Origin of the sequence: Micromonospora endophytica (genome assembly GCF_003236305.1) — a bacterium.
In the GTDB taxonomy this organism is placed as follows: Bacteria; Actinomycetota; Actinomycetes; order Mycobacteriales; family Micromonosporaceae; genus Micromonospora; species Micromonospora endophytica.
Genome location: NZ_POTX01000038.1, coordinates 1 through 19733, shown reverse-complemented (window position 1 = coordinate 19733; position 19733 = coordinate 1). Strand labels below are relative to the sequence as shown.

Annotated in this window: 20 protein-coding genes and 1 pseudogene; 13 read left to right on the top strand and 8 right to left on the bottom strand. The window is 71.7% G+C overall.

The window, feature by feature from the left end; genetic code table 11:
• Nucleotides 1-31: 31 nt before the first annotated feature.
• Nucleotides 32-188, top strand: a pseudogene (locus C1I93_RS33215) (helix-turn-helix domain-containing protein); the annotation flags it as partial.
• A 29-nt stretch (nucleotides 189-217) separates the two neighbouring features.
• Nucleotides 218-856 carry a helix-turn-helix domain-containing protein gene (locus tag C1I93_RS08595; protein ID WP_420811770.1) on the top strand — a complete coding sequence of 213 codons (639 nt, stop codon included), beginning with the start codon at nucleotides 218-220 and terminating at the stop codon, nucleotides 854-856.
• Nucleotides 857-914: 58 nt separating this feature from the next.
• Here the strand turns inward: C1I93_RS08595 and glpK are convergent, their stop codons facing one another.
• Nucleotides 915-2429, bottom strand: a complete 1515-nt coding sequence (gene glpK / locus C1I93_RS08590; RefSeq protein ID WP_111242696.1) for a glycerol kinase GlpK — start codon at nucleotides 2427-2429, stop codon at nucleotides 915-917.
• A gap of 181 nt (nucleotides 2430-2610) precedes the next feature.
• Between glpK and C1I93_RS08585 the strand changes: the two genes are divergently transcribed.
• From C1I93_RS08585 to C1I93_RS08570, 4 genes are all read left to right on the top strand, one after another.
• Nucleotides 2611-3345 carry a TetR family transcriptional regulator gene (locus C1I93_RS08585; protein ID WP_111242695.1) on the top strand — a complete coding sequence of 245 codons (735 nt, stop codon included), beginning with the start codon at nucleotides 2611-2613 and terminating at the stop codon, nucleotides 3343-3345.
• Nucleotides 3345-4832 (top strand): flavin-containing monooxygenase, encoded by a 1488-nt coding sequence (locus tag C1I93_RS08580; protein ID WP_223256499.1) that lies wholly within the window; start codon nucleotides 3345-3347, stop codon nucleotides 4830-4832. The genes C1I93_RS08585 and C1I93_RS08580 overlap by 1 nt, the downstream gene beginning before the upstream one ends.
• Nucleotides 4822-5697 (top strand): SDR family oxidoreductase, encoded by an 876-nt coding sequence (locus tag C1I93_RS08575; RefSeq protein ID WP_111242693.1) that lies wholly within the window; start codon nucleotides 4822-4824, stop codon nucleotides 5695-5697. Before C1I93_RS08580 ends, C1I93_RS08575 begins: the two co-directional genes overlap by 11 nt.
• Before the next feature lie 111 nt (nucleotides 5698-5808).
• Entirely contained in the window at nucleotides 5809-6381 is a 573-nt protein-coding gene (locus C1I93_RS08570; protein WP_111242692.1) for an ATP-binding protein, read from the top strand.
• A 24-nt stretch (nucleotides 6382-6405) separates the two neighbouring features.
• On the opposite strand, the gene C1I93_RS08565 is transcribed toward C1I93_RS08570, so the two are convergent.
• Nucleotides 6406-6708 (bottom strand): TraR/DksA family transcriptional regulator, encoded by a 303-nt coding sequence (locus tag C1I93_RS08565; protein WP_111242691.1) that lies wholly within the window; start codon nucleotides 6706-6708, stop codon nucleotides 6406-6408.
• Between the two features lie 308 nt (nucleotides 6709-7016).
• Between C1I93_RS08565 and C1I93_RS08560 the strand changes: the two genes are divergently transcribed.
• The 4 genes from C1I93_RS08560 (at nucleotide 7017) to C1I93_RS08545 (ending at nucleotide 11519) form a co-directional block, all read left to right on the top strand.
• Nucleotides 7017-8333, top strand: coding sequence for a flavin monoamine oxidase family protein (locus C1I93_RS08560; RefSeq protein WP_111242690.1), 1317 nt, complete (start codon nucleotides 7017-7019; stop codon nucleotides 8331-8333).
• Between the two features lie 184 nt (nucleotides 8334-8517).
• Nucleotides 8518-8910 (top strand): SCP2 sterol-binding domain-containing protein, encoded by a 393-nt coding sequence (locus tag C1I93_RS08555; RefSeq protein WP_111242689.1) that lies wholly within the window; start codon nucleotides 8518-8520, stop codon nucleotides 8908-8910.
• Nucleotides 8907-10952 carry an amylo-alpha-1,6-glucosidase gene (locus C1I93_RS08550; protein ID WP_111242688.1) on the top strand — a complete coding sequence of 682 codons (2046 nt, stop codon included), beginning with the start codon at nucleotides 8907-8909 and terminating at the stop codon, nucleotides 10950-10952. Before C1I93_RS08555 ends, C1I93_RS08550 begins: the two co-directional genes overlap by 4 nt.
• A gap of 54 nt (nucleotides 10953-11006) precedes the next feature.
• Entirely contained in the window at nucleotides 11007-11519 is a 513-nt protein-coding gene (locus C1I93_RS08545) for an NUDIX domain-containing protein (protein WP_111242687.1), read from the top strand.
• Between the two features lie 37 nt (nucleotides 11520-11556).
• On the opposite strand, the gene C1I93_RS08540 is transcribed toward C1I93_RS08545, so the two are convergent.
• A complete protein-coding gene (locus C1I93_RS08540; RefSeq protein ID WP_111242686.1) occupies nucleotides 11557-12726 on the bottom strand; it encodes an LLM class flavin-dependent oxidoreductase in 1170 nt (389 codons plus the stop codon).
• Nucleotides 12727-12988: 262 nt separating this feature from the next.
• On the opposite strand from C1I93_RS08540, the gene C1I93_RS08530 reads away from it, so the two are divergent.
• Both C1I93_RS08530 and C1I93_RS08525 read left to right on the top strand, forming a co-directional pair.
• On the top strand, nucleotides 12989-14395 hold the full coding sequence (locus C1I93_RS08530) for a selenium-binding family protein (RefSeq protein WP_111242710.1): 1407 nt from the start codon (nucleotides 12989-12991) through the stop codon (nucleotides 14393-14395).
• Nucleotides 14392-15027, top strand: a complete 636-nt coding sequence (locus C1I93_RS08525) for a hypothetical protein (RefSeq protein ID WP_111242685.1) — start codon at nucleotides 14392-14394, stop codon at nucleotides 15025-15027. The genes C1I93_RS08530 and C1I93_RS08525 overlap by 4 nt, the downstream gene beginning before the upstream one ends.
• A gap of 109 nt (nucleotides 15028-15136) precedes the next feature.
• On the opposite strand, the gene C1I93_RS08520 is transcribed toward C1I93_RS08525, so the two are convergent.
• Together C1I93_RS08520 and C1I93_RS31425 are read right to left on the bottom strand one after the other, a co-directional pair.
• Nucleotides 15137-16321 (bottom strand): YeiH family protein, encoded by a 1185-nt coding sequence (locus C1I93_RS08520; protein ID WP_111242684.1) that lies wholly within the window; start codon nucleotides 16319-16321, stop codon nucleotides 15137-15139.
• Nucleotides 16321-16464: a hypothetical protein gene (locus C1I93_RS31425; protein WP_181445069.1), complete on the bottom strand. Its 144-nt coding sequence runs from the start codon at nucleotides 16462-16464 to the stop codon at nucleotides 16321-16323. Before C1I93_RS31425 ends, C1I93_RS08520 begins: the two co-directional genes overlap by 1 nt.
• Nucleotides 16465-16552: 88 nt before the next feature.
• Between C1I93_RS31425 and smpB the strand changes: the two genes are divergently transcribed.
• Entirely contained in the window at nucleotides 16553-17065 is a 513-nt protein-coding gene (gene smpB / locus C1I93_RS08515; RefSeq protein ID WP_111242683.1) for an SsrA-binding protein SmpB, read from the top strand.
• Here smpB and C1I93_RS08510 read toward each other — a convergent pair.
• The 3 genes from C1I93_RS08510 to C1I93_RS08500 all read right to left on the bottom strand — a co-directional run bounded on the left by C1I93_RS08510 (nucleotide 17055) and on the right by C1I93_RS08500 (nucleotide 19528).
• A complete protein-coding gene (locus C1I93_RS08510) occupies nucleotides 17055-18101 on the bottom strand; it encodes a hypothetical protein (protein WP_111242709.1) in 1047 nt (348 codons plus the stop codon). The genes smpB and C1I93_RS08510 overlap by 11 nt on opposite strands.
• Entirely contained in the window at nucleotides 18005-19123 is a 1119-nt protein-coding gene (locus tag C1I93_RS08505) for a transporter substrate-binding domain-containing protein (protein ID WP_111242682.1), read from the bottom strand. Before C1I93_RS08505 ends, C1I93_RS08510 begins: the two co-directional genes overlap by 97 nt.
• An 81-nt stretch (nucleotides 19124-19204) precedes the next feature.
• Nucleotides 19205-19528, bottom strand: a complete 324-nt coding sequence (locus tag C1I93_RS08500) for a type II toxin-antitoxin system Phd/YefM family antitoxin (protein ID WP_249412298.1) — start codon at nucleotides 19526-19528, stop codon at nucleotides 19205-19207.
• Between the last annotated feature and the right edge of the window lie 205 nt (nucleotides 19529-19733).

Below are 19733 nucleotides of genomic sequence, written 5' to 3'. Positions count from 1 at the left end.
TCCATCGGTCAGTAACGACTACGCTGTCGCCATGACCGTGGCGGAGACCGACGACACGCGTAGCCGGATCCTGCGCACCGCACTCGACCTGTTCTCCGAACAGGGCTACCAGCGCACCTCACTGCGCCAGATCGCCGAGCGACTCCGGTTGACCAAGGCCGCGATCCTCTACCACTTTCCCAGCAAGGGAGACCTGCTGACAGCTCTGGCCGAACCCATGGTCCGCGACCTGGAGACGCTGCTGGAGACCGCCGGGGCGCTGACCCCGGAGCGGGCGAGGTGGACCCTGCTGGAGGGTTGGGTCGACACCATGCTCGAACATCGTGGCCCGCTCGGCATGCTCTTCCACGATCTCGCCCTGGTCGAGCGGGGCAGCACGTACCACCGACTGGTGCAGATCGCGATGCGCGCCAACGAGCTCGTCGCCGGTCCGGACGGGAGCCGACGCGACCGGGTCCGGGCGGTGCAGGCGATCGCGATGTGCAGCGACCCCGTGGTGTTCCTCCTGGACGTACCCGCAGCGGTGCTGCGCGCCGACATGCTCGACGGCGTCCGCCGCCTGCTGAGCGTCGGCGCGACCGGAGCCCCCGAGCTGAACGACGGCGACGCCTCGCCGGAGGACGTCCCGGCGATTCCGAGCGGCCGGGCCGGGACCGGGTCGACGGGGACCACCGGGCGGCGACGGCCGGGGCGGCCGCCGTCGCTCACGGCAGACCAGATGCTGGCCGCCCGCCGGATGCACGCCGCCGGCACCCATTCGGCCGACGAGATAGCCGCCCAGTTCGGCGTCTCCCGCGCCACCGTCTACCGCTATCTCGAATCGTCGGGTAATGAGAAAGTTTCGAGCCAGTTTTGAGACGGGATGTTAATAGGGGGCCCGTCCTCTACACCAGGCGTTAACAGGGGGCCCTTCCTTACACCTCGATCCAGTTGAGGGTGCGGTGGACGGCTTTGCGCCAGGCGGCGTAGCCGGTCGCGCGTTGCTGCGGCGACCAGGAGGGTTGCCAGCGCCGGCTCTCGTTCCAGTTTTCCCGCAGTTCGTCGGTGTCGCGCCAGAATCCGACGGCCAGCCCTGCGGCGTACGCCGCGCCGAGGGCGGTGGTCTCGGCGACCACCGGCCGGCTGACCGGCACGCCGAGGATGTCCGCCTGCAACTGCATGCACAGTTCGTTGACAGTGACTCCACCGTCGACCTTGAGACACTCCAGGGCTACGCCGGAGTCCTGGGCCATCGCCTCGGCCACGTCCCGGCTCTGGTAGCAGATCGCCTCGAGGGTGGCCCGGGCGATGTGGGCGTCGGTGTTGTAGCGGGACAGCCCGACGATGGCCCCTCGGGCATCGGAGCGCCAGTACGGGGCGAACAGGCCGGAGAAGGCGGGTACGAAGTACACCCCGCCGTTGTCGTCGACCTGGCGGGCCAGGTTCTCGCTCTGCGCGGCGTTGCTGATGATTTTCAGCTGGTCGCGGAGCCACTGCACCGCCGAACCGGTGACCGCGATGGAGCCTTCCAGCGCGTAGACCGGTGCCGAACCGGCGAAGTGGTAGCAGACGGTGGTGAGCAGTCCGGCCTCCGAGCGGACGATGTCGGTGCCGGTGTTGAGCAGCATGAAGTTGCCCGTACCGTAGGTGTTCTTCGCCTCGCCCGGCGCGAAGCAGACCTGGCCGACGGTGGCGGCCTGCTGGTCACCCAGGTCGCCGGTGATCCGGACCGGCCCGCCGAAGGGGCCGTGCGGCAGGGTGCTGCCGTAGGCGTGCGGGTCGGAGGAGGCGACGATGCGCGGCAGCATGGCGCGGGGGATGTCGAAGAACGACAGCAGTTCGTCGTCCCAGTCCAGTGTCTCCAGGTTCATCAGCATGGTGCGGCTGGCGTTCGTCGGGTCGGTGACGTGCGCGCCGCCGTCGGTGCCGCCGGTGAGGTGCCAGAGCAGCCAGGTGTCGGTGGTGCCGAAGACCGCCTCGCCGCGCTCGGCCGCCGCCCGGACCCCGTCGACGTTCTCCAGGATCCACTGGATCTTGCCGGCGGAGAAGTAGGTCGCCGGCGGCAGGCCGGCCTTGCGCCGGATCACCTCGCCCCGGCCGTCGCGCTCCAGGGCAGTCGCGATCCGGTCGGTACGGGTGTCCTGCCAGACGATGGCGTTGTAGTACGGCCGGCCGGTGTGCCGGTTCCACACCACTGTCGTCTCCCGCTGGTTGGTGATGCCGAGGGCGGCCAGGTCCGGCGCGGCCAGGTTGTGCGTGTTCAGGGCGGTACGCACGACCGTCTGGGTCCGCTCCCAGATCTCCAGTGGATTGTGCTCCACCCAGCCGGCGCGGGGCAGGATCTGCTGGTGTTCGAGCTGGTGCCGGCCGACCTCATTACCACTGTGGTCGAAGATCATGAATCGGGTGCTGGTGGTGCCCTGGTCCACGGCGCCGACGAAATCGGTCACGCACGGTCCCCCTTGTCGTCCTGGTCGTCCCGAAAACCATTGCGTGGGTGTGAAGCAGAGCAAAGCATGTCGCGGGGACACTGGCCAGCGCAGCGGCACGGGTGCCGCAGGCCGTGGCGGACCGCGTGGGGCCGGCGTCGCGGAATTGACGTGACGTCAAGTAACTGTTACGAGTAGTAGCATGCATTCGCCCACTGAGGTCACCGGCGCCGGCAACGCCCCGGCCCACCGGACGCCGGCCGCCCGCAGTGGGCGCAAGGATCGCTGGGCCGACCACCGCGAGCAGCGCCGCCGCGCGCTGATCGCCGCCGCGGTGCAGGCCCTGCTGCGGTACGGCCCGCAGGTCGACATGGAGCAGGTGGCGAGCACGGCAGGGGTCAGCAAACCGGTGCTCTACCGCTACTTCGCCGACAAGTCGCAGCTCTGGCTCGCCGTCGGTGAGCACGTGGCGGCCCGGGTGGTCGAGGCCGTGGCGCCCGCCGTCGAGCGGGTACGCGAGGAACGTGACCTGGTCGAGGCGACCATCGACGCATACCTCGGCGTCATCGAGTCCCAACCCCGGCTCTACCAGTTCCTCGTCCACCAGTCCGGCGTACCGGGCATCCAGCAGCTGCTGGCCGGCACCAGCCAGCAGGTGGCGACCGGGCTGGCCCGGGTGATAAGTGACAGGTTGCACACGTTGGGCCTGGACGCGGGCCCCGCGGAGCCGTGGGCGTACGGCCTGGTCGGCTTCGTGCAGGCGGTGGGCGACTGGTGGACCGTGCACGGCCAGCCGATCGACCGGGCTGCGCTCACCGACTACCTCACCATCCTGCTGTGGAGCGGCATCGAAGGCGTCCGGCGCAGTGCCGAACTCCCCCGGGAGCTGACCCGCGCGTCCGGACAGGCGGGGCAGTTCGCGGACGCGGAGGAATGATGGAGATCGACATCGCGGTGATCGGGGCCGGTTTCGGCGGCCTGGGCGCGGCCATCCGGTTGCAGGGGGCCGGTTTCACCGACTTCCTCGTCTTCGACCGGGGCGACGACGTCGGCGGCACCTGGCGGGACAACACCTATCCCGGCTGCGCCTGCGACGTGCCGTCGCACCTGTACTCCTTCTCGTTCGCGCCCAACCCGTCCTGGTCGGCCACCTTCTCCGGGCAGCGGGAGATCTGGGACTACCTGCGCGGCTGCGTGGACCGCTTCGGCGTACGCCCGAAGCTGCGGCTGCGTCACGAGCTGCGCCGGGCCGACTGGGACTCCCGGCGCGGACGCTGGCGGCTGGACACCTCCGGCGGCGAGTACCACGCCCGGGTGCTGATCTGTGCCACCGGCCCGCTGAGCGAACCGGTCCGGCCCGACATCCCCGGTCTCGACGAGTTCACCGGCACCGTCTTCCACTCCGCCCGCTGGCGGCACGACCACGACCTGACCGGCCGTCGGGTCGCGGTGGTCGGCACCGGCGCCTCGGCCGTGCAGTTCGTGCCCCACATCCAGCCGGTCGTCGCGCGACTGACCCTGTTCCAACGCACCCCCGCCTGGGTCATGTCCCGACGGTCGCAGCGGATCACCCCGCAGCGACAGGCGTTGTTCCGTCGGTTCCCCGCCACGCAACGCGCCGCCCGGGCCGGGGTGTACCTGGCGCGCGAGGCGATGGCCGTCGGCTTCCTCCATCCCCGGGTGAACCGGGTCGCCGCCGGGTTGTCCCTGCGCAAGCTGCGCCGTGAGGTGCCCGATCCGCGCCTGCGCGCGGCCCTCACCCCGGGCTACACCATGGGCTGCAAGCGGGTGCTCATCTCCGATGACTACTGGCCGTCCCTGACCCGGAGCAACGTCGAGGTGGTGAGCGCCGGCATCAGCCGGGTCACCGCCGACGGGCTGGTCACCACCGACGGTGGGCAGCATCCGGCCGACACCGTCATCCTCGGCACCGGCTTCCACGTCACCGATCCGCCGGTGCTCTCCCGCATCCACGGCCGCGACGGGCGCAGCCTCGCCGCGGCGTGGACACCGAGCATGCGGGCGTATCAGGGCACCACTGTCGCCGGCTTCCCCAACCTGTTCTTCCTGCTCGGCCCGAACACCGGGCTCGGACACACCTCGGTGGTGCTGATGATCGAGGCGCAGCTACGCTTGATCATCGCCGCCCTGCGGCATCTGCGGGCCACCGGCGTGACCGCGATCGAGCCCACCGTCGAGGCGCAGCGGCGCTGGACCGAACGGGTCGACCGGCGGATGCGCGGCACCGTCTGGCAGACCGGTTGCGCCAGCTGGTACCTCGACGCCACCGGCCGCAACAGCACCATCTGGCCGGGGTACGCCACCGGCTACCGGTGGCGGCTGCGCCGCTTCCGTCCCGCCGACCATCAGGCCGTCGAGATCGACGGCACGGACCGGAACCTGGAGCGCTCCGATGCGGTATGACCTTCGTGGCCGAACGATCCTGATCACCGGGGGCGCCCGTGGCATCGGCGCCGCGCTGGCCCGGGGCGCTGCCGCCCGCGGCGCGCGGGTCGCCCTGGCCGGCCTGGAGCCGGCACTGCTGCGCGAGGTGGCCCGGGAGGTGGACGGCCACTGGTACGAGTGCGACGTCACCGATCAGAACGGGCTGGACCAGGCGGTGGCCTCCACCGTCGAGCGGTACGGCGGCATCGACGTGGTGGTGGCCAACGCCGGCGTCGCCAATCTCGGCACCGTCGCGACGGGGCCGGTGGAGGCGCTGGTACGCACCATCGAGGTGAACCTCTCCGGCGTGGTCCGCACGGTCAGCGCGGCGCTGCCGCACGTGCTGGCCGCGCAGGGCCATGTGCTGATCGTGTCGTCGGCGGCGGCCTTCGCGGCGATGCCGGGGATGGCCGCGTACTGCGCGTCGAAGGCCGGGGTGGAACAGTTCGGCAACGTGCTGCGGTTGGAGAACCGTCGGCACGGGCTGACCGTCGGCACCGCCCACCCGATCTGGATCGACACCGACCTGGTCCGGGACATCCGCGACGACTTCCCGTCGTTCCGCGACGCCCAGAGCCGGCTGCCGTGGCCGCTGTCGCGGGTGGTGAGCGTCGAGCGCTGCGCCGACGCGTTGCTGCACGGCATCGAGCGACGTCGGCGCAAGATCTACATACCCCGCTCGATCGCGCTCGTGCAGGCGCTGCGGCCGGTGGTGCTCAGCGGGTTCTCCGACGCCCTGATCACCCGCTTCGGCGGTGGGGACCTGGCCGAGCAGATGGCCGTCGAGGTGCGCCGCAGCGGACGGGCCTTCGGCCGCAGCTCGGTGGGGGACGGACGGCCGTGAGCACCCGCGCCCGGCCGTCCTGAGCAGCGTCGCCGTCCGATCAGGGTGACGCGAGGATCCTTGCCCTGCCGCAATGGTCGCGGCCCTGACCTGACCACGTAATCTGCCAGCATGAACAACCTCGGTCGGCCGGACGCCACTGGTCCGGGTGGTCCGTCTCCGGACGACGGCGAGGCGACGTCCCTGCTGTCCCTTCCGTTCACCGCACAGACGGTGACCACGGTGCGGCACCTGCTCGCCACGCATGTCGCCGCGGCGGGCCTCACCGGAGACACGGCCGAGGATCTCGTCCTGGCCATCCACGAGTTGGTCACCAACGCCGTGCTGCACGGTGGCGGCCATGGCCGGCTGGACCTGTTCCGGCAGGCCGACCGCCTCGTCTGTGAGGTGACCGACCACGGCAGCGGCGGTGACCTGACGGTGAACCTGCCGGCGGCGAACACCCCGGGCGGGCGTGGGCTCTGGCTGGCCCACCATTTGACCGGGGCGTTGACCCTCACCCACCGGCCGGACGGCGTGACGGCCACCGTCGTCGCCAGTCTGGCCCCGGAACGCAACACCACACCTAGCGTGATCATCACTCAGGGGTTGCCGGACGCCGTCACCGGCCCGGGGCCGCTCGGCGGCCGTTCGGAGCCGCCCGCCGAGGCCGACGACCACCCCGGCGGGCTGCCGCACCGGTAGCCCGGTGCGGCAGTCGTGGCCGGGTCAGCCGTGCTGCTTCTGCTGGCAGGGCACGCAGAACCGGGCGTGCGGAATGATCTCCAGGCGTTCCCGGGCGATCGCCGTACCGCACCTCTCGCAGGTGCCGTAGCTGCCGGCGGCCAGCCGACGCAACGCGGCGGAGATCTGCTCCAGGCTCTGCCTGGCCGCCGCGATCAGGGCGGCGTTGGTGTGCGCCTGCGCCGGATCTCCGGTGTCCGCCGTCAGCTCGGTCAGCCGGGCGGTCTGCGTCTTGTGCTCCTGAGTCAAGGTCGTCTTGAGGTCGGTGAGCCACGTCTGGTCGGTCATGTCGGATTCCCTCTCTCGGAAAAAGAAAAAGGGCCGAAGCGTGAGCTTCGCCCTTGGCCGTCCTGGTTGTCAGACGGTTTCCGGAGGGCTCCGGCCGGCGGGGCTCGGCTGGCCGTGACCAGCCTTGCCGGGGATCCGACCCGGCACCACCGCGCTGCGGGCAGCGGGCACCGACGCGGCCGTGACAACGGCAGCGTGGTCCAGTGCGGCGGCGGGGTACATCGGACCACCATAGCCCTTGCCGTGCAACGGGCCAACGCAGATAGCAGGGTGCGCCATACGGCTACCGGATCCGGGTAGTACGGCGTATGACCGACGCCCTGGTCGTCGGGGCCGGATGCTCCGGCCTCGCCGCCGCGCTCAGCCTCCGCCGCGCCGGCGTACGGGTGCGGGTGCTGGAGGCCCGGGACCGGGTGGGCGGCCGGGTCCTGACCCGCTGGCTTGCCGACGGCACCCAGCTCGATCTGGGCGCCCAGTGGATCGGCCCGACCCAGCATCTGGTCAACGCCCTGGTGGACCGGTACGGGCTGGCCACCTTCCCGTCCGCCGCGTACGGCGCGTCGGTGGTGGTGTGGGAGGGTGCCCGGCGGCGCACCGAGCCACCGGGGGCCGCCCGCGTGCTCGACCTGCTGGACACCTACGCCGCGCGGCTGGACCCGGCCGCACCGTGGACGGCGCCGGAGGCGGCCCGGTGGGACCGCACCACTCTCGGTGACTGGCTGGCGGCCACCGCACCGGACCCGGTGACCGCGCGATATCTGGGCCGGCTGCTTGCCGGCGGTCTGCTGGCCGTCTCACCCGATCAGGTGTCCCTGCTCGCGCTCGCCAGCTATCTGGCCAGCGGCGGCGGGACGTCGTCGTTGCTCCCGACCACCGGCGGCGCGCAGCAGGACCGGATCGTCGGGGGGCCGGCGGCGCTGGCCGAGGCGATGGCCGCCGCGCTGGGGCCGGAGGTGGTCCGGTGGGGCGCGCCGGTGGTGGCGATCGAACACGACGAGGCGGGCGTGGTGGCGCACACCGACGTCGGACGGTTCGAGGCCGCCGCGGTGGTGGTGGCGGTGCCGCCGGCGTTGGCCGGTCGGATCCGGTACGCACCGGCGCTGCCCGCGCTGCGCGACGGACTCACCCAACGGATGCCGATGGGCTCGGCGTGGAAGACCCATGCCGTCTATCCGGAGCCGTTCTGGCGGGCCGACGGCCTGTCCGGGGTGGCCAGTTGCGCCGAGGGTCCGGTCACCGAGACGGTCGACAGCGGCACCCCCACCTCGTCGCGGGGGGTGTTGACCGCCTTCAGCTACGGGGCGCAGGCGAACGCGTTGCGCCGGATGTCCGGGCCGGCCCGCCGCGACGCGCTGCTCGACGCGCTGGCCACCGTTGTCGGCCCGGCCGCGCGGCAGCCCGACGAGGTGATCGAGTACGACTGGTCGGCCGACCCGTGGACCCGTGGCTGCTTCTGCGGCGTGCTGACGCCCGGCTCCTTGTCGGAGTACGGACCGTACCTGCGCGCGCCGGTGGGCCGGATCCACTGGGCGGGTACGGAGACCGCCACCCGGTGGGCCGGGTACCTCGACGGCGCGGTGCAGGCGGGCGAGCGGGCCGCCGCCGAGCTGCTGGCAGGGCTCTGACCAGCACTGACGCGGCTGTGGGGCTACCGGGTGGCGGCCCGGGAGACATCCGGCGAAGGCGGACTTAAGCCACTAAGGTGGCCAATGGTGGTGACGTCGGGTCCGCCCGCCAGGGCGGAAGGTCACGCCGCGCAGCGCCGGCGGCCGGCCGTCCCGAGCTGGACACGCCCCGTGGAGGTGATCGGTGTCGGAGACGGTGCGGGAGTTCTTCGACCGGCTCGCCCATGGTGGCGGGCGGATGCTGCGGCAGGTCTCGGGCACGGTCCGGTTCGACCTGACCTCCCCCGGCGGGGTGGACCGCTGGCTGGTCGTCATCGACCAGGGACAGGTCACCGCGTCGCGCGGACGTGCCGACACGGCCGACACCGTCATCCAGGTCGACGAGGCACTCTTCCTGCGGATGACGCGGGGCGAGGTCAAACCACTGCCGGCGTTCCTGCGCAACGACCTCACCGCCGACGGCGAGTTCCGGATGGTGGTCATGCTGGAACGGCTCTTCGCGCCGCCGCCGGGCGCGCGCCATCCCCGTACGGTGGCGAACCGACCGCCGCCGACGCCTGAACGGGAGGCACGGTGAGGCAACTCGTCCGTATCCTCGACGGAAACGTCTTCGCGCTCAGCGAGGACAACGGGGACATGATCTTCAGCCACGGCGGCCCGAGTGGTTTCTACGCCTTCGACACCCGGTTCCTGTCCAACTGGCGGCTCAGTCTGGACGGTGAGCCGCTGCACCCGCTGGCGGTGCACGAGCCGAACTACTACGAGATCCGCTTCTTCCTCGTCCCCGGCCACCCGACCCACTACGTCGACGCGAAGGTCTCGGTCATCCGCGACCGGTGGATGTCGGACAGCAGCTTCAACGAACGCCTCACCGTGCTCAACCACACCGGCACGCCTGTCGACCACGTCGTACGCATCGACGCGGACAGTGACTTCGCGCCGGTCTACCAGGTGCTCTGGCCACACCCGTCCGCCGTGCGCGGCTACCGGGAGGTCTCCGAGCGGAGCCTGCGGCTGGGGTGCCGGCGGGAGCGGTTCCACCGGGTGACGGACATCATCTCCGACGAGCCCGCCGAGTTCGACGAACACGGGGTGACCTTCCGGATCCGCCTCGACCGGCAGGGCAGGTGGAGCACGACGCTCCAGGTGCAGACCAGCGTGCTGCGTCCGGACGGGTCGAACGCCCTGGACAAGTTGCGGCGACCGACGGGCCGACCGGCACCACGGCTGCGCGACGACCTGAGCCGGTGGGTGGCCGACGCGCCGCGACTGCACTGCGACTGGGAGCCGCTGACCATGACCTACCGGCGTGGCCTGGAGGACCTCGCTGGCCTGCGGTTCTCCCCGCTGGCCCTGCCGAGGGAGACGATGTTCGCCGCCGGGCTGCCCTGGTCGGCGACGATCATCGGCCGGGACTCCCTCGTCACCTGCTTCCAGACGCTGCCCTTCATGCCCCGACTCGCCCTGACCACCCTGCGGATCCTCGCCATGTCCCAGGGCACGGTGCTCGACGACTTCCGGGACGAGGAGCCCGGCAAGATCCTCAACGAGATCCGGTACGGGGAGATGTCCGCCTTCGAGGAACGGCCGCAGTCGCCGTACTACGGCGGGGCGGATGTCACCCCGCTCTTCGTCGTGCTGCTAGACGAGTACGAGCGCTGGACCGGCGACGCCGGGTTGGTCCGGGAACTCGAGGACGCGGCCCGCGCGGCGCTGCGCTGGATCGACGAGTACGGCGACCTGCGCGGCGACGGCTACGTCTGGTACCAGACCCGCAACGAACAGACCGGAGCGCAGAACCACTGCTGGAAGGACTCCCCCGAGGCGATCTGCTACGCCGACGGCCGGCTGCCCGGGCTGCCCCGCGCCACCTGCGAGTTGCAGGGGTACGCGTACGACGCCAAGCGTCGTGGTGCCCGGTTGGCCCGCCGGTTCTGGGGCGACCCGGCGTACGCCGACCGGCTGGAGCGGGAGGCCGAGGAGCTCAAGCAACGGTTCAACCGGGACTTCTGGATCAACGACGGCGGGTACTTCGCGTTGGCGCTCGGGCCCGACGGCGACCGGGTCGACGCGCTGGCCTCGAACATGGGTCATCTGCTGTGGAGCGGCATCGTCACACCCGACCGCGCCGGCCCGGTCGCCGCGCACCTGCTCGGCCCTCGACTCTTCTCCGGTTGGGGGGTGCGGACCCTGGCCGAGCGACAGTACCGCTACAACCCGCTCGGCTATCACGTCGGCACCGTGTGGCCGTTCGACAATTCCCTGATCGCCGCGGGGCTACGCCGGTACGGTTTCCACACCGAGGCGGGACGCATCGCCGAGAGCATCATCGAGGCCGCCCACCACTTCGACGGCCGGATGCCGGAGTCGTTCGCCGGCTACGACCGGGACCTGACCCGCTATCCGGTGCCGTACCCGGCGGCGAACAGCCCGCAGGCCAGCGCGACCGGCGCCACCTTCCTGCTGTTGCGTACCCTGCTCGGCCTGCAACCGGAGGGCGAGCACCTGGTGGTGCAGCCGGCGGTGCCGCACCGCTTCGGCCGGATCGAACTGCTCGACATCGTCGGGCGGTGGGGGCGCAAGGACGCGATCGGCAACGCCCGCGTCGGCCGCTCCTGACCGCTCGCCGTCCGAGCCGGGCCGCCGCAGCGCCGACGGGTAACGTTGCGCGGCGTGACACCGGTGGCGCACTCGCACTGCTCGTACTGCGGCACGGCGTATCCGGCGACGGCCGGATGGCCGCGGATCTGCGCGGCCTGCGGCGAGACGGTCTGGCGCAACCCGCTGCCGGTGGCGGTGGCGCTGCTGCCGGTGCGGACCTCCGGCGGGCTCGGTGTGGTGGTGGTCCGGCGTGACATCGAACCCGCGCGCGGGCTGCTCGCACTGCCCGGCGGCTTCATCGAGTACGGCGAGCACTGGCAGGACGCGCTGGTGCGCGAACTGCGGGAGGAGACCGGGCTGCTGGCCGACCCGGCCGGCGCGGAACTGGTGGCGGTGCTCAGCGCGCCGGCCGGCGGCACCATGATGGTCTTCGGTGAGCTGCCGGCACGTGCGGTGGAGGAGCTGCCCCCGTCGGCGCCGACCGCGGAGGCCACCGAGTGGCTGGTGTTGACCGAGCCCGCCGAGCTGGCCTTCTCCACCCACACCGAGATGCTTGCCGACTTCTTCACCCGCCACCGAAACTGACCGGCGGCAGCCGGGTGTCCGCGCGGCCCCGGCCGATTCAGCGCCGGCCGGCCGGCACCGGTGGGGTGGCGAACGGGATCCCGGTGGGCTGCGCGGCTGCGGGTTCGCCCGCCGGGTGCCGCCACAGGCCCCGCGCGCGCAGGATCGGCAGCACCCCCTCGCCGAACCAGTACGCCTCCTCCAGGTGGGGATGGCCGGAGAGGACGAACTCCTCGATGCCGAGGGCGTGGTATTCGGCGATCCGGTCGGCCACCTCGGTGTGGCTGCCCACCAGGGCGGTGCCCGCCCCACCGCGCACCAGCCCGACGCCGGCCCACAGGTTCGGTGAGACCTCCAGGCCGTCCCGGGAACCGCCGTGCAGGTCGAGCATCCGGCGCTGTCCCTCGGACTCGCTGCGGCGCAACCCCTCCTGTGCGGCCTGGATGTCGGCGTCGGCGATGCCGTCGAGCAACCGACGGGCCTGCGCCCAGGCCGCGTCGCCGGTGTCCCGCGCGATCACGTGCAGCCGGATGCCGAACCGGACCGTACGCCCGGCCTCGGCGGCCAGCCCGCGGATCCAGTCGAGCTTGCCGGCCACCTGAGCCGGAGGCTCCCCCCAGGTCAGGTAGACGTCGCTGTGCGCGGCGGCGACCGGACCGGCGGCGGCGGACGAGCCGCCGAAGTAGACAGGCGGCGGCGGCTCGGGCAGCCGGGCGAGCCGAGCCTGTTCGACCCGGAGGTACACGCCCGTGTGGTCGACCGTCTCCCCACGCCACAACGCCCGCACCACGTGCAGGAACTCGTCGGTGCGGGCGTACCGGGCGTCCTTGTCCAAAAAGTCGCCGTAGCCGCGCTGCTCGTGGGACTCGCCGCCGGTGACCACGTTGACCAGCAGCCGCCCCTGCGAGAGCCGCTGGAAGGTGGCGCCCATCTGCGCGGCCAGGGTCGGCGAGAGCAGACCGGGTCGGAAGGCGACCAGGAACTTCAGCCGCTCGGTGACCTCGGTGAGCATCGCGGTGCTCAACCACGCGTCCTCGCACCAGGCGCCGGTGGGTGTGAGCGCGCCGACGAAGCCCAGTTGTTCGGCCGTGCGGGCGATCTGCCCGAGGTAGGCGACGGTGGGTGGGCGCGTGCCACCGGCCCGGCCAACCGACACGCCGTGCCCGCCGCCGACGATGTCCCGGCTGTCGCCGTAGGTGGGCAGGAACCAGTGGAACGTCAACGACATGGCTCGACCTTTCGTGAGTCGCCGGGGCTGTTCCGGGCCGCCCGCTCCTGAGAGGTGGGGCGGCCACCCGGACACCCTACCCATAAAACCTATCGAGTTAGTAGGCTGTGCTCTCGCCGGCCGGACATCGATGACCGTGCGGCTCCCCAGCCCTGTCACGAGGAGACCCCATGCGTACCTCCGACGACCCGGCCTTCGGCGTGCTGCGTCGCCGCCTGCTCGACCGGCTCGGCGTGCCCACCCCTTGACCCTGGAGGTGCAGATGACCCGCTGGACACCCGACCCCACCTTCCACCCCTCGCCCCGCGACGCCGCCAACGCCCCACCGGAGAAACTCGCCTATGTGGCGGCCTTCGACCGTGGCGCACGGCGCCCGGACGCGATCGTGGTGCTCGACACCGACCCGGACTCTGCCGACTACGGCCAGGTGGTCGGCTGGACCGACCTGCCGCATCGCGGCGACGAACTGCACCACTTCGGCTGGAACGCGTGCAGTAGCGCGCTCTGCCCGACCGCGCCGCACCCGCACGTCGAACGCCGCTACCTGATCGTGCCCGGGCTGCGCTCCTCGCGCATCAACGTCCTGGACACCCGGCCCGACCCCCGGCAACCCCGGGTGGTGAAGGTGATCGGCCCGGAGGAACTCGCCAAGCGGGCCGGCTACTCCCGGCCGCACACCGTGCACTGCGGCCCGGACGGCATCTACCTGTCCGCGCTCGGTGGCGCCGACGGTGCGGAGGGGCCGGGCGGGATCGCCATCCTGGACCACACCACCTTCGAGGTACGCGGTGCCTGGGAGGCCGACCGTGGACCGCAGTTCCTGGCGTACGACGTGTGGTGGCACCTGACCCAGGACGTGCTGGTGACAAGCGAGTGGGGCACACCGTCGATGATCGAGGACGGCATCGTCGGTGAACTGCTGCTCGCCCGCAGGTACGGGCACGCCATCCACTTCTGGGACCTGGCCACCCGTCGGCACGTGCAGCGGGTCGACCTCGGCGACCAGTACCAGATGCCGCTGGAGTTGCGGCCGGCACACGATCCGCGCCGCAGCCACGGTTTCGTCGGCGTGGTGATCAACGTCGAGGACCTCTCCGCCTCGGTCTGGCTCTGGCATCGCGACGGTGACCGGTGGGCGGTCACCAAGGTGATCGAGATTCCTGCCGAGCCGGCAGACCCGGCTCGGCTGCCGGAGTTGCTCAAGCCCTTCGGCGCGGTGCCGCCGCTGGTCACCGACATCGACCTGTCGGTGGACGACAGGTTCCTCTACGTCTCCTGTTGGGGCACCGGCGAGTTGCGCCAGTACGACGTCAGCGATCCGTTCCACCCGGTGCAGACCGGTTCGGTGCGCCTCGGCGGGATCGTCGCCCGTACGCCCCATCCGGCCGCGCCCGACCAGCCCCTCTCCGGCGGGCCGCAGATGGTGGAGGTCAGCCGCGACGGCCGCCGGGTCTACGTGAGCAACTCGCTCTACGGTGCGTGGGACGACCAGTTCTATCCCGACGGGGTCGGCGCCTGGCTGGCCAAGCTGGACGTCGATCCGCAGGCCGGTGGCCTCACTGCGGACCTGCGGTTCTTTCCGCACGGCGAGCAGTTCCGTGGGCTGCGGGTGCACCAGACCCGGTTGCAGGGCGGCGACGCATCCTCCGACTCGTACTGTTTTCCGTGACCGTGGCCGGCTGGGCCGCACTGGTCGCGCTCGGCGTGTTCCACGGCGTGAACCCGGCGATGGGCTGGCTGTTCGCGGTCGCGCGCGGGCTTCAGGAGGGCAGCCAGCGGGCGTTGCTGTTGTCGCTGCCGCCGATCGCGGCCGGCCACCTGGCCTCGGTCGGCCTGGTGGCGGCCCTGGTCGTCGCGACCAGGTCGGTCACCACCAGCACCGCGCTCGCGGTGGCCGGCGGGCTGGTGCTGGTCGGCTTCGGGCTGTGGCGACTGCTGTCGGCACGGCACTTCCGCTGGGCCGGCATGCGCCTGTCCTCGGCACAACTGGCCGCCTGGTCGTTCCTGATGTCCTCGGCGCACGGTGCCGGGTTGATGCTGCTGCCGGTGCTGCTGGTGGATCCGCCCGGGGCGACCGCCGGGCACGCGGCCCACCCGGCCGGGGCACCGGTCGGCGCACTGACCGGGCTGGGTGCCGCCGCCGTGCACACGGTCGCCATGTTCGCCGCCGCGCTGGCACTGGCCCTGACCGTGCACCGGGTGCTCGGGCTGGGTGTCCTGCGGCGGGCCTGGTTCAACGTCGACCGGTTGTGGGCCGCCGTGCTGATGGTTGCCGGACTGGTCACCCTGATCCACGCCTGACGGGCTCCGCTGCGGCCGGGAACCGTCGGTCCCCGGCCGCAGCGGTCGGCGAGGCGGCGGCAGGACCGGGCAAGCACCTGCGGACTCGCCAACCGTCGCCGGTGCGGTGTCAGCTCGCGTCGAATCCGGCGAACAACAGCGAGGCCAGTCCCAGCGCGAGGACCAGGTTGAACACGGTGGCGGCGCCGAAGACCGCCACCGGTCGCCAACCCGCCTGCCGCAACGCCGCCACCCGGACCTCCAGGCCGATGCTGACGAAGGCCAGGATGAAGAACCAGGCCCGTAGGTCGTTGACGATGGCGATGGTCGCCTTGCCGTCCGCGCCGGCCAGCTTCAGGTACCAGGTGGCGATCACCGAGGCCGCCACGAAACCGAGTACGAACTTCGGGAAACGCCGCCACAGTTCGCCCAGCCCCGGCCGGGCCGCCCCGGCCTGCCGTTCGACGTACAGCGCGAAGTAGGCGGTGAGCGCCACGGCGACCACGCCCATCAGCGCGTTCTGGGTCACCTTGACGATGCTGGCGATCTGCAACGCCTCCTCACCCGCCAGTGCCCCGGCGGCGGTGACCGCAGCGGTGGTGTCGATGTTGCCGCCGATCCAGGCGCCGGCCACCGCGGACTCCAGGCCGAGCAGGTCGGCGAGCCAGGGCAGCAGGAAGATCGACGGCAGCGCGAAGACGATCACCAGGCTCGCCGTGTAGGCGAGTTGCTCCCGGCGGGCGCGGACCGCTCCGGCGGCGGCGATGGCCGCGCTGACCCCACAGATCGACACCGCTGAGGCCAGCAGGGCACGTAGCTTGTCGTCAAGCCCGAACCGCCCGGCCAGCCACCAGGTGAAGAGGAAAACCCCGCTGATCAACAGGAGCGCCTGCGCGATGGCCGGTCCGGCGGCACTGGCGATGACGGCCAGGTTGATCGAGGCACCGAGCAGCACCAGGCCGGTCTTGATGAAGAACTCGGTGCGGAAGGCCGCGGCGATGCGGTCCCGCAACCCGGTCAGGGTCACCACGAGGTTGCCGAGCAGGCCCAGCAGGATCGCATAGACCGGGTACTCGACCGCCGAGGCGATGTCCGCCACCGCCGTGCCCGCCGCCCAGTCGGGCACGTTCTCCTCGAGGTAGCGGGTCAGCCCGGCCAGGACCAGGACCACCAGCAGGCCCACGCCGGTCCAGACCCAGAACTCGGCCGGACGCGGCGGTGGTCCGGCCGGCGGTTCGGCAGCGCCGTCGGCCGCTGGGGCCCGCTCGGCCGGTGCGGTGACGTCTGGCGTGGGGCGGGTGGCATCGGTGGCCATCAGAGCACCAGCCCGGCGGGAATCGCACCGATCAGCACCAGGATGAGCAGTGCCAGGCCGAGGATCGTGGCGGCCCAGTCCTCGGTGAGAGTGAATCGGCGTGGCGACGCGCCGGCCGATGATGGCGTTTCGGGATTGCTCATGGGGGTTCCTCCGGGGGGATGGGAAGGATAACCCATATTCCTACCGGGGAAATAGGATTTCAAGCCCGGCGACGGATATCCTTCACCGGTGAGCGGAGCCCGGAACACCGACCGGACGCTTGTCGCGTCGAACCGCAAGGCCCGGCACCACTACACCGTGCTCAAGACCTACGAGGCCGGCATCGTGCTGGCCGGCACCGAGGTCAAGTCGCTGCGCGACGGCCGGGTCTCGCTCGTCGACGCCTTCGCCCAGGAACACGACGGCGAGATCCTGCTGCACGGCCTGCACATCGCCGAGTACGGCTACGGCAGCTGGACCAACCACGCGCCCCGCCGGACCCGCAAGCTGCTGCTCCGGCGAGTGGAGATCGACCGGATCCTGGCGCGTGTCCGCGAGGGCGGGATCACCCTGGTGCCGCTGTCGATGTATTTCGCCGGCGGGTGGGCAAAGGTCGAGCTGGCCCTGGCCAAGGGCCGCACGTCCTACGACAAGCGGCAGGTGCTCGCCGCCCGCGACGCCGACCGCGAGATCGCCCGCGAGCTGGGCCGCCGGCTCAAAGGCCGGCGGCCGGCCCCCGGACGGCAGTCGCTCAAGGGATAGGCAGCAGACCGGCGCAGCGCGGATCCGGCACGCCGACCGGCCGGCGGGGCATCATCCAGTCCAGCGCGGTCTCCTCCACCGGCCAGCCCGCCACCGTCACCCGGCTGGCCGGCATCCGATCCGCGGTGGGACAGAGCGCCTGGCCCCGCACCTCGTCGTTGGGCAGGAAGCGGATCTCGCCGGCGCGGGCCAGCACGATCGTCATCTTGTCGGTCACCGTCACCGCCTCACCCAGGACCACTTCCCGGGGCGTCGGTTCACCGACCACCACGGCCACCGCAGGCAGCAGGGGCACCCGCAGGAAGATCACTCCCATCAGCACCGGGACCAGCGCACCTGCCGTGTAGGTGAGGGCGCGGATCAACGCCGGGGCGGCCCGCGCCGGCACCGGCCCGGTCAGCACCAGCGCACCGGCGGGCGGCAGCGCCAGCAACGCGGCGGTGGCGAACTCACGGTGCCGCAGCGCCGCCCCGACGGCCGGGCCCAGCCAGGCTGAACAGGCCGCAGCCACCACCACCGGCAGGACCAGGCCGGTGGCGACCAGCACCCGGGGCCGGTCCGGAAAGCGGTTGCGGGCGCGCAGGGCGACCAGCCACACCAGCACCATCACCAGGGCCGGCAGGAACCGCAACTGCCAGGTGAGGGCGGCCAGTGCCCCGGCCACCACCAGCACCCAGTCCGGCGTACGGGAACTGGCGTACGCCGCGAGCGACCGCTCCGGGTCGAACCGGTCCGGGGCGCTCGCCTGCAACAGCTCGCCGAGCGCGGCGAGCACCAGCACCACCAACGGCACCGCCCAGACCAGGGCGATGAGCAGGGCACTGAGCAGCCCCAACGGGCTGACGTACTGCACCAGCAGCAGCATCGTCGACATGTCCTGCCGACTCAGCCGCCACAGCCGCAACACCAGCAGCAACACCGGGAAGGCCGGCAGCAGGGTCAGCAGCCACTGCTGCGCCTGACGCGCGCCCGAGCGACGCCGGATGACCACGCCGGTGGTGACCGGTGCGGGTACGGCAGCGCGAACCTCTCCCACGGCCACTGCCGCACCTCCACCCTGTCCTCCGGCTCGGGCTGCGGTTGCCGGTCCACCGCGACCTGCTGCGGGTTGTTGTACTGCTGCTCGGAGCGCAGGTACCTGTCGAAGGCAACCCGCCAGCGGGCCCCGTCCGGGCCTTCCGCCGACTCCTGGAGCGAGAGGTTGACCAGGTCCCGCAAAGCCGGGTTGGGGCCGGCGTTGACGCCGTACCGTTCCGCGCGGTCGTCACCGATGTCCCAGTGGCGCAGCTTCTTGACGCGTTCCAGTTTGTTCTTCGGCGGCAGTTCGCCGGGCGGACGTGGGCCCACGAAACCGGCCAGGATCGCAGCGTCGCTGATCACCGCGTCGACGTCACCGTCGTGCAGCTCCTGGATGCACCCGCTGATCCGGTTGCGGCCGTATGCCCTCGGCACCCGCTGCTCCAGGCCCGATTCGGCGGTCGACGTCCCGAGCGTGCACACCCGCTTGTCCGCCAGGTCACGCAGGCTGGTCACCGTCCCCTCGTACGACGCCAGGGTGAGCACCGACTGTTCGGTCTCCAGATACGGCGCGGAGAAGACCACGCCCTGCTCCTGACGCTGCTTGGTGATGCTGTACGAGGCGACCACCAGGTCGACGGTGACGTAGCTGCCGTCGACGTCCCGGGCCTGCCGGCGCGCACGGTCCTCACTCTCGATGGCCAGGAACCGCACCCGCGGCGCGTCGAAGCCGAGGTCTTCGGCGATCATGTAGGCGATCTCGATGTCGAAGCCCTCGAACGCGCCGTTCTCCAGCTGCTGGGAGACCCCGGGCTGGTCGTCCTTGACTCCGATGTAGAGGGTCTGCTTGCCGGCCAGCCCGGCCTGCTCCCGCAGCTGCTCCCGGGTGGGCGGGCCGACGGCGGCGATCACCCGGATCACCGTGACGACAAGCACCACCAGCAACAGAAGCAGTGCCACCAGTCGCAGCCGGCGACCGCGTGGCGAGCCCTCATCGCCTGTGCCGGGCCGGTCCGCGACAGGTTCGCTGAACTCGCTCATCGTCACCCCCGCACACCGCCGCGAGCATCCATTGTGGCGGACCACGACGAGCCGATAACCCAGAGTTACCCAAGTGTGACGTCAGTCGGCGAGCAGGTGCGCGTGGGCCGCGCGCAGCCGGGCCAGCGCGGGAACGTCGGCAGGTGCCGCGCGCCGCTCCAGCTCGGCCCACACCTCGGCCAACGCCGCGGTGAGCGTACGCACCTCGGCGGCGTGCCGGCGGGCGCTCTGCTCCCGTTGGGCGTCGAGCCGCCGGGCCCAACCGGCGGTGACCTCGGCGAGCCGCTCGGCGTCAGCGCGGGCCTGGGCGGCGGTGCGGGCGGCGCCGGGCGGCACGATCGCGGCGATCGGCCGTGGATCGCCGTCGCGGGTGATCACGGTGACGGTGTCGGTCAGCTCCGCCATCGCGACGAGCTGACTCAACCTGGTGCGCGCCTCACGCAGAGGCAACGAGCGCCGGGGTGCGTTTCGCGGAGAGAAGGCGGGGACAGCCATGAATGCATTGTGGGTACCCGGTACGACACTTTCCGCGATCCTGGGCCGAGCGGGAGGCAGGAGCCCGGTGGTCAGCGCGGCGGGTGGTCGCGGCGGGACGGGAACTGGGCGCCGG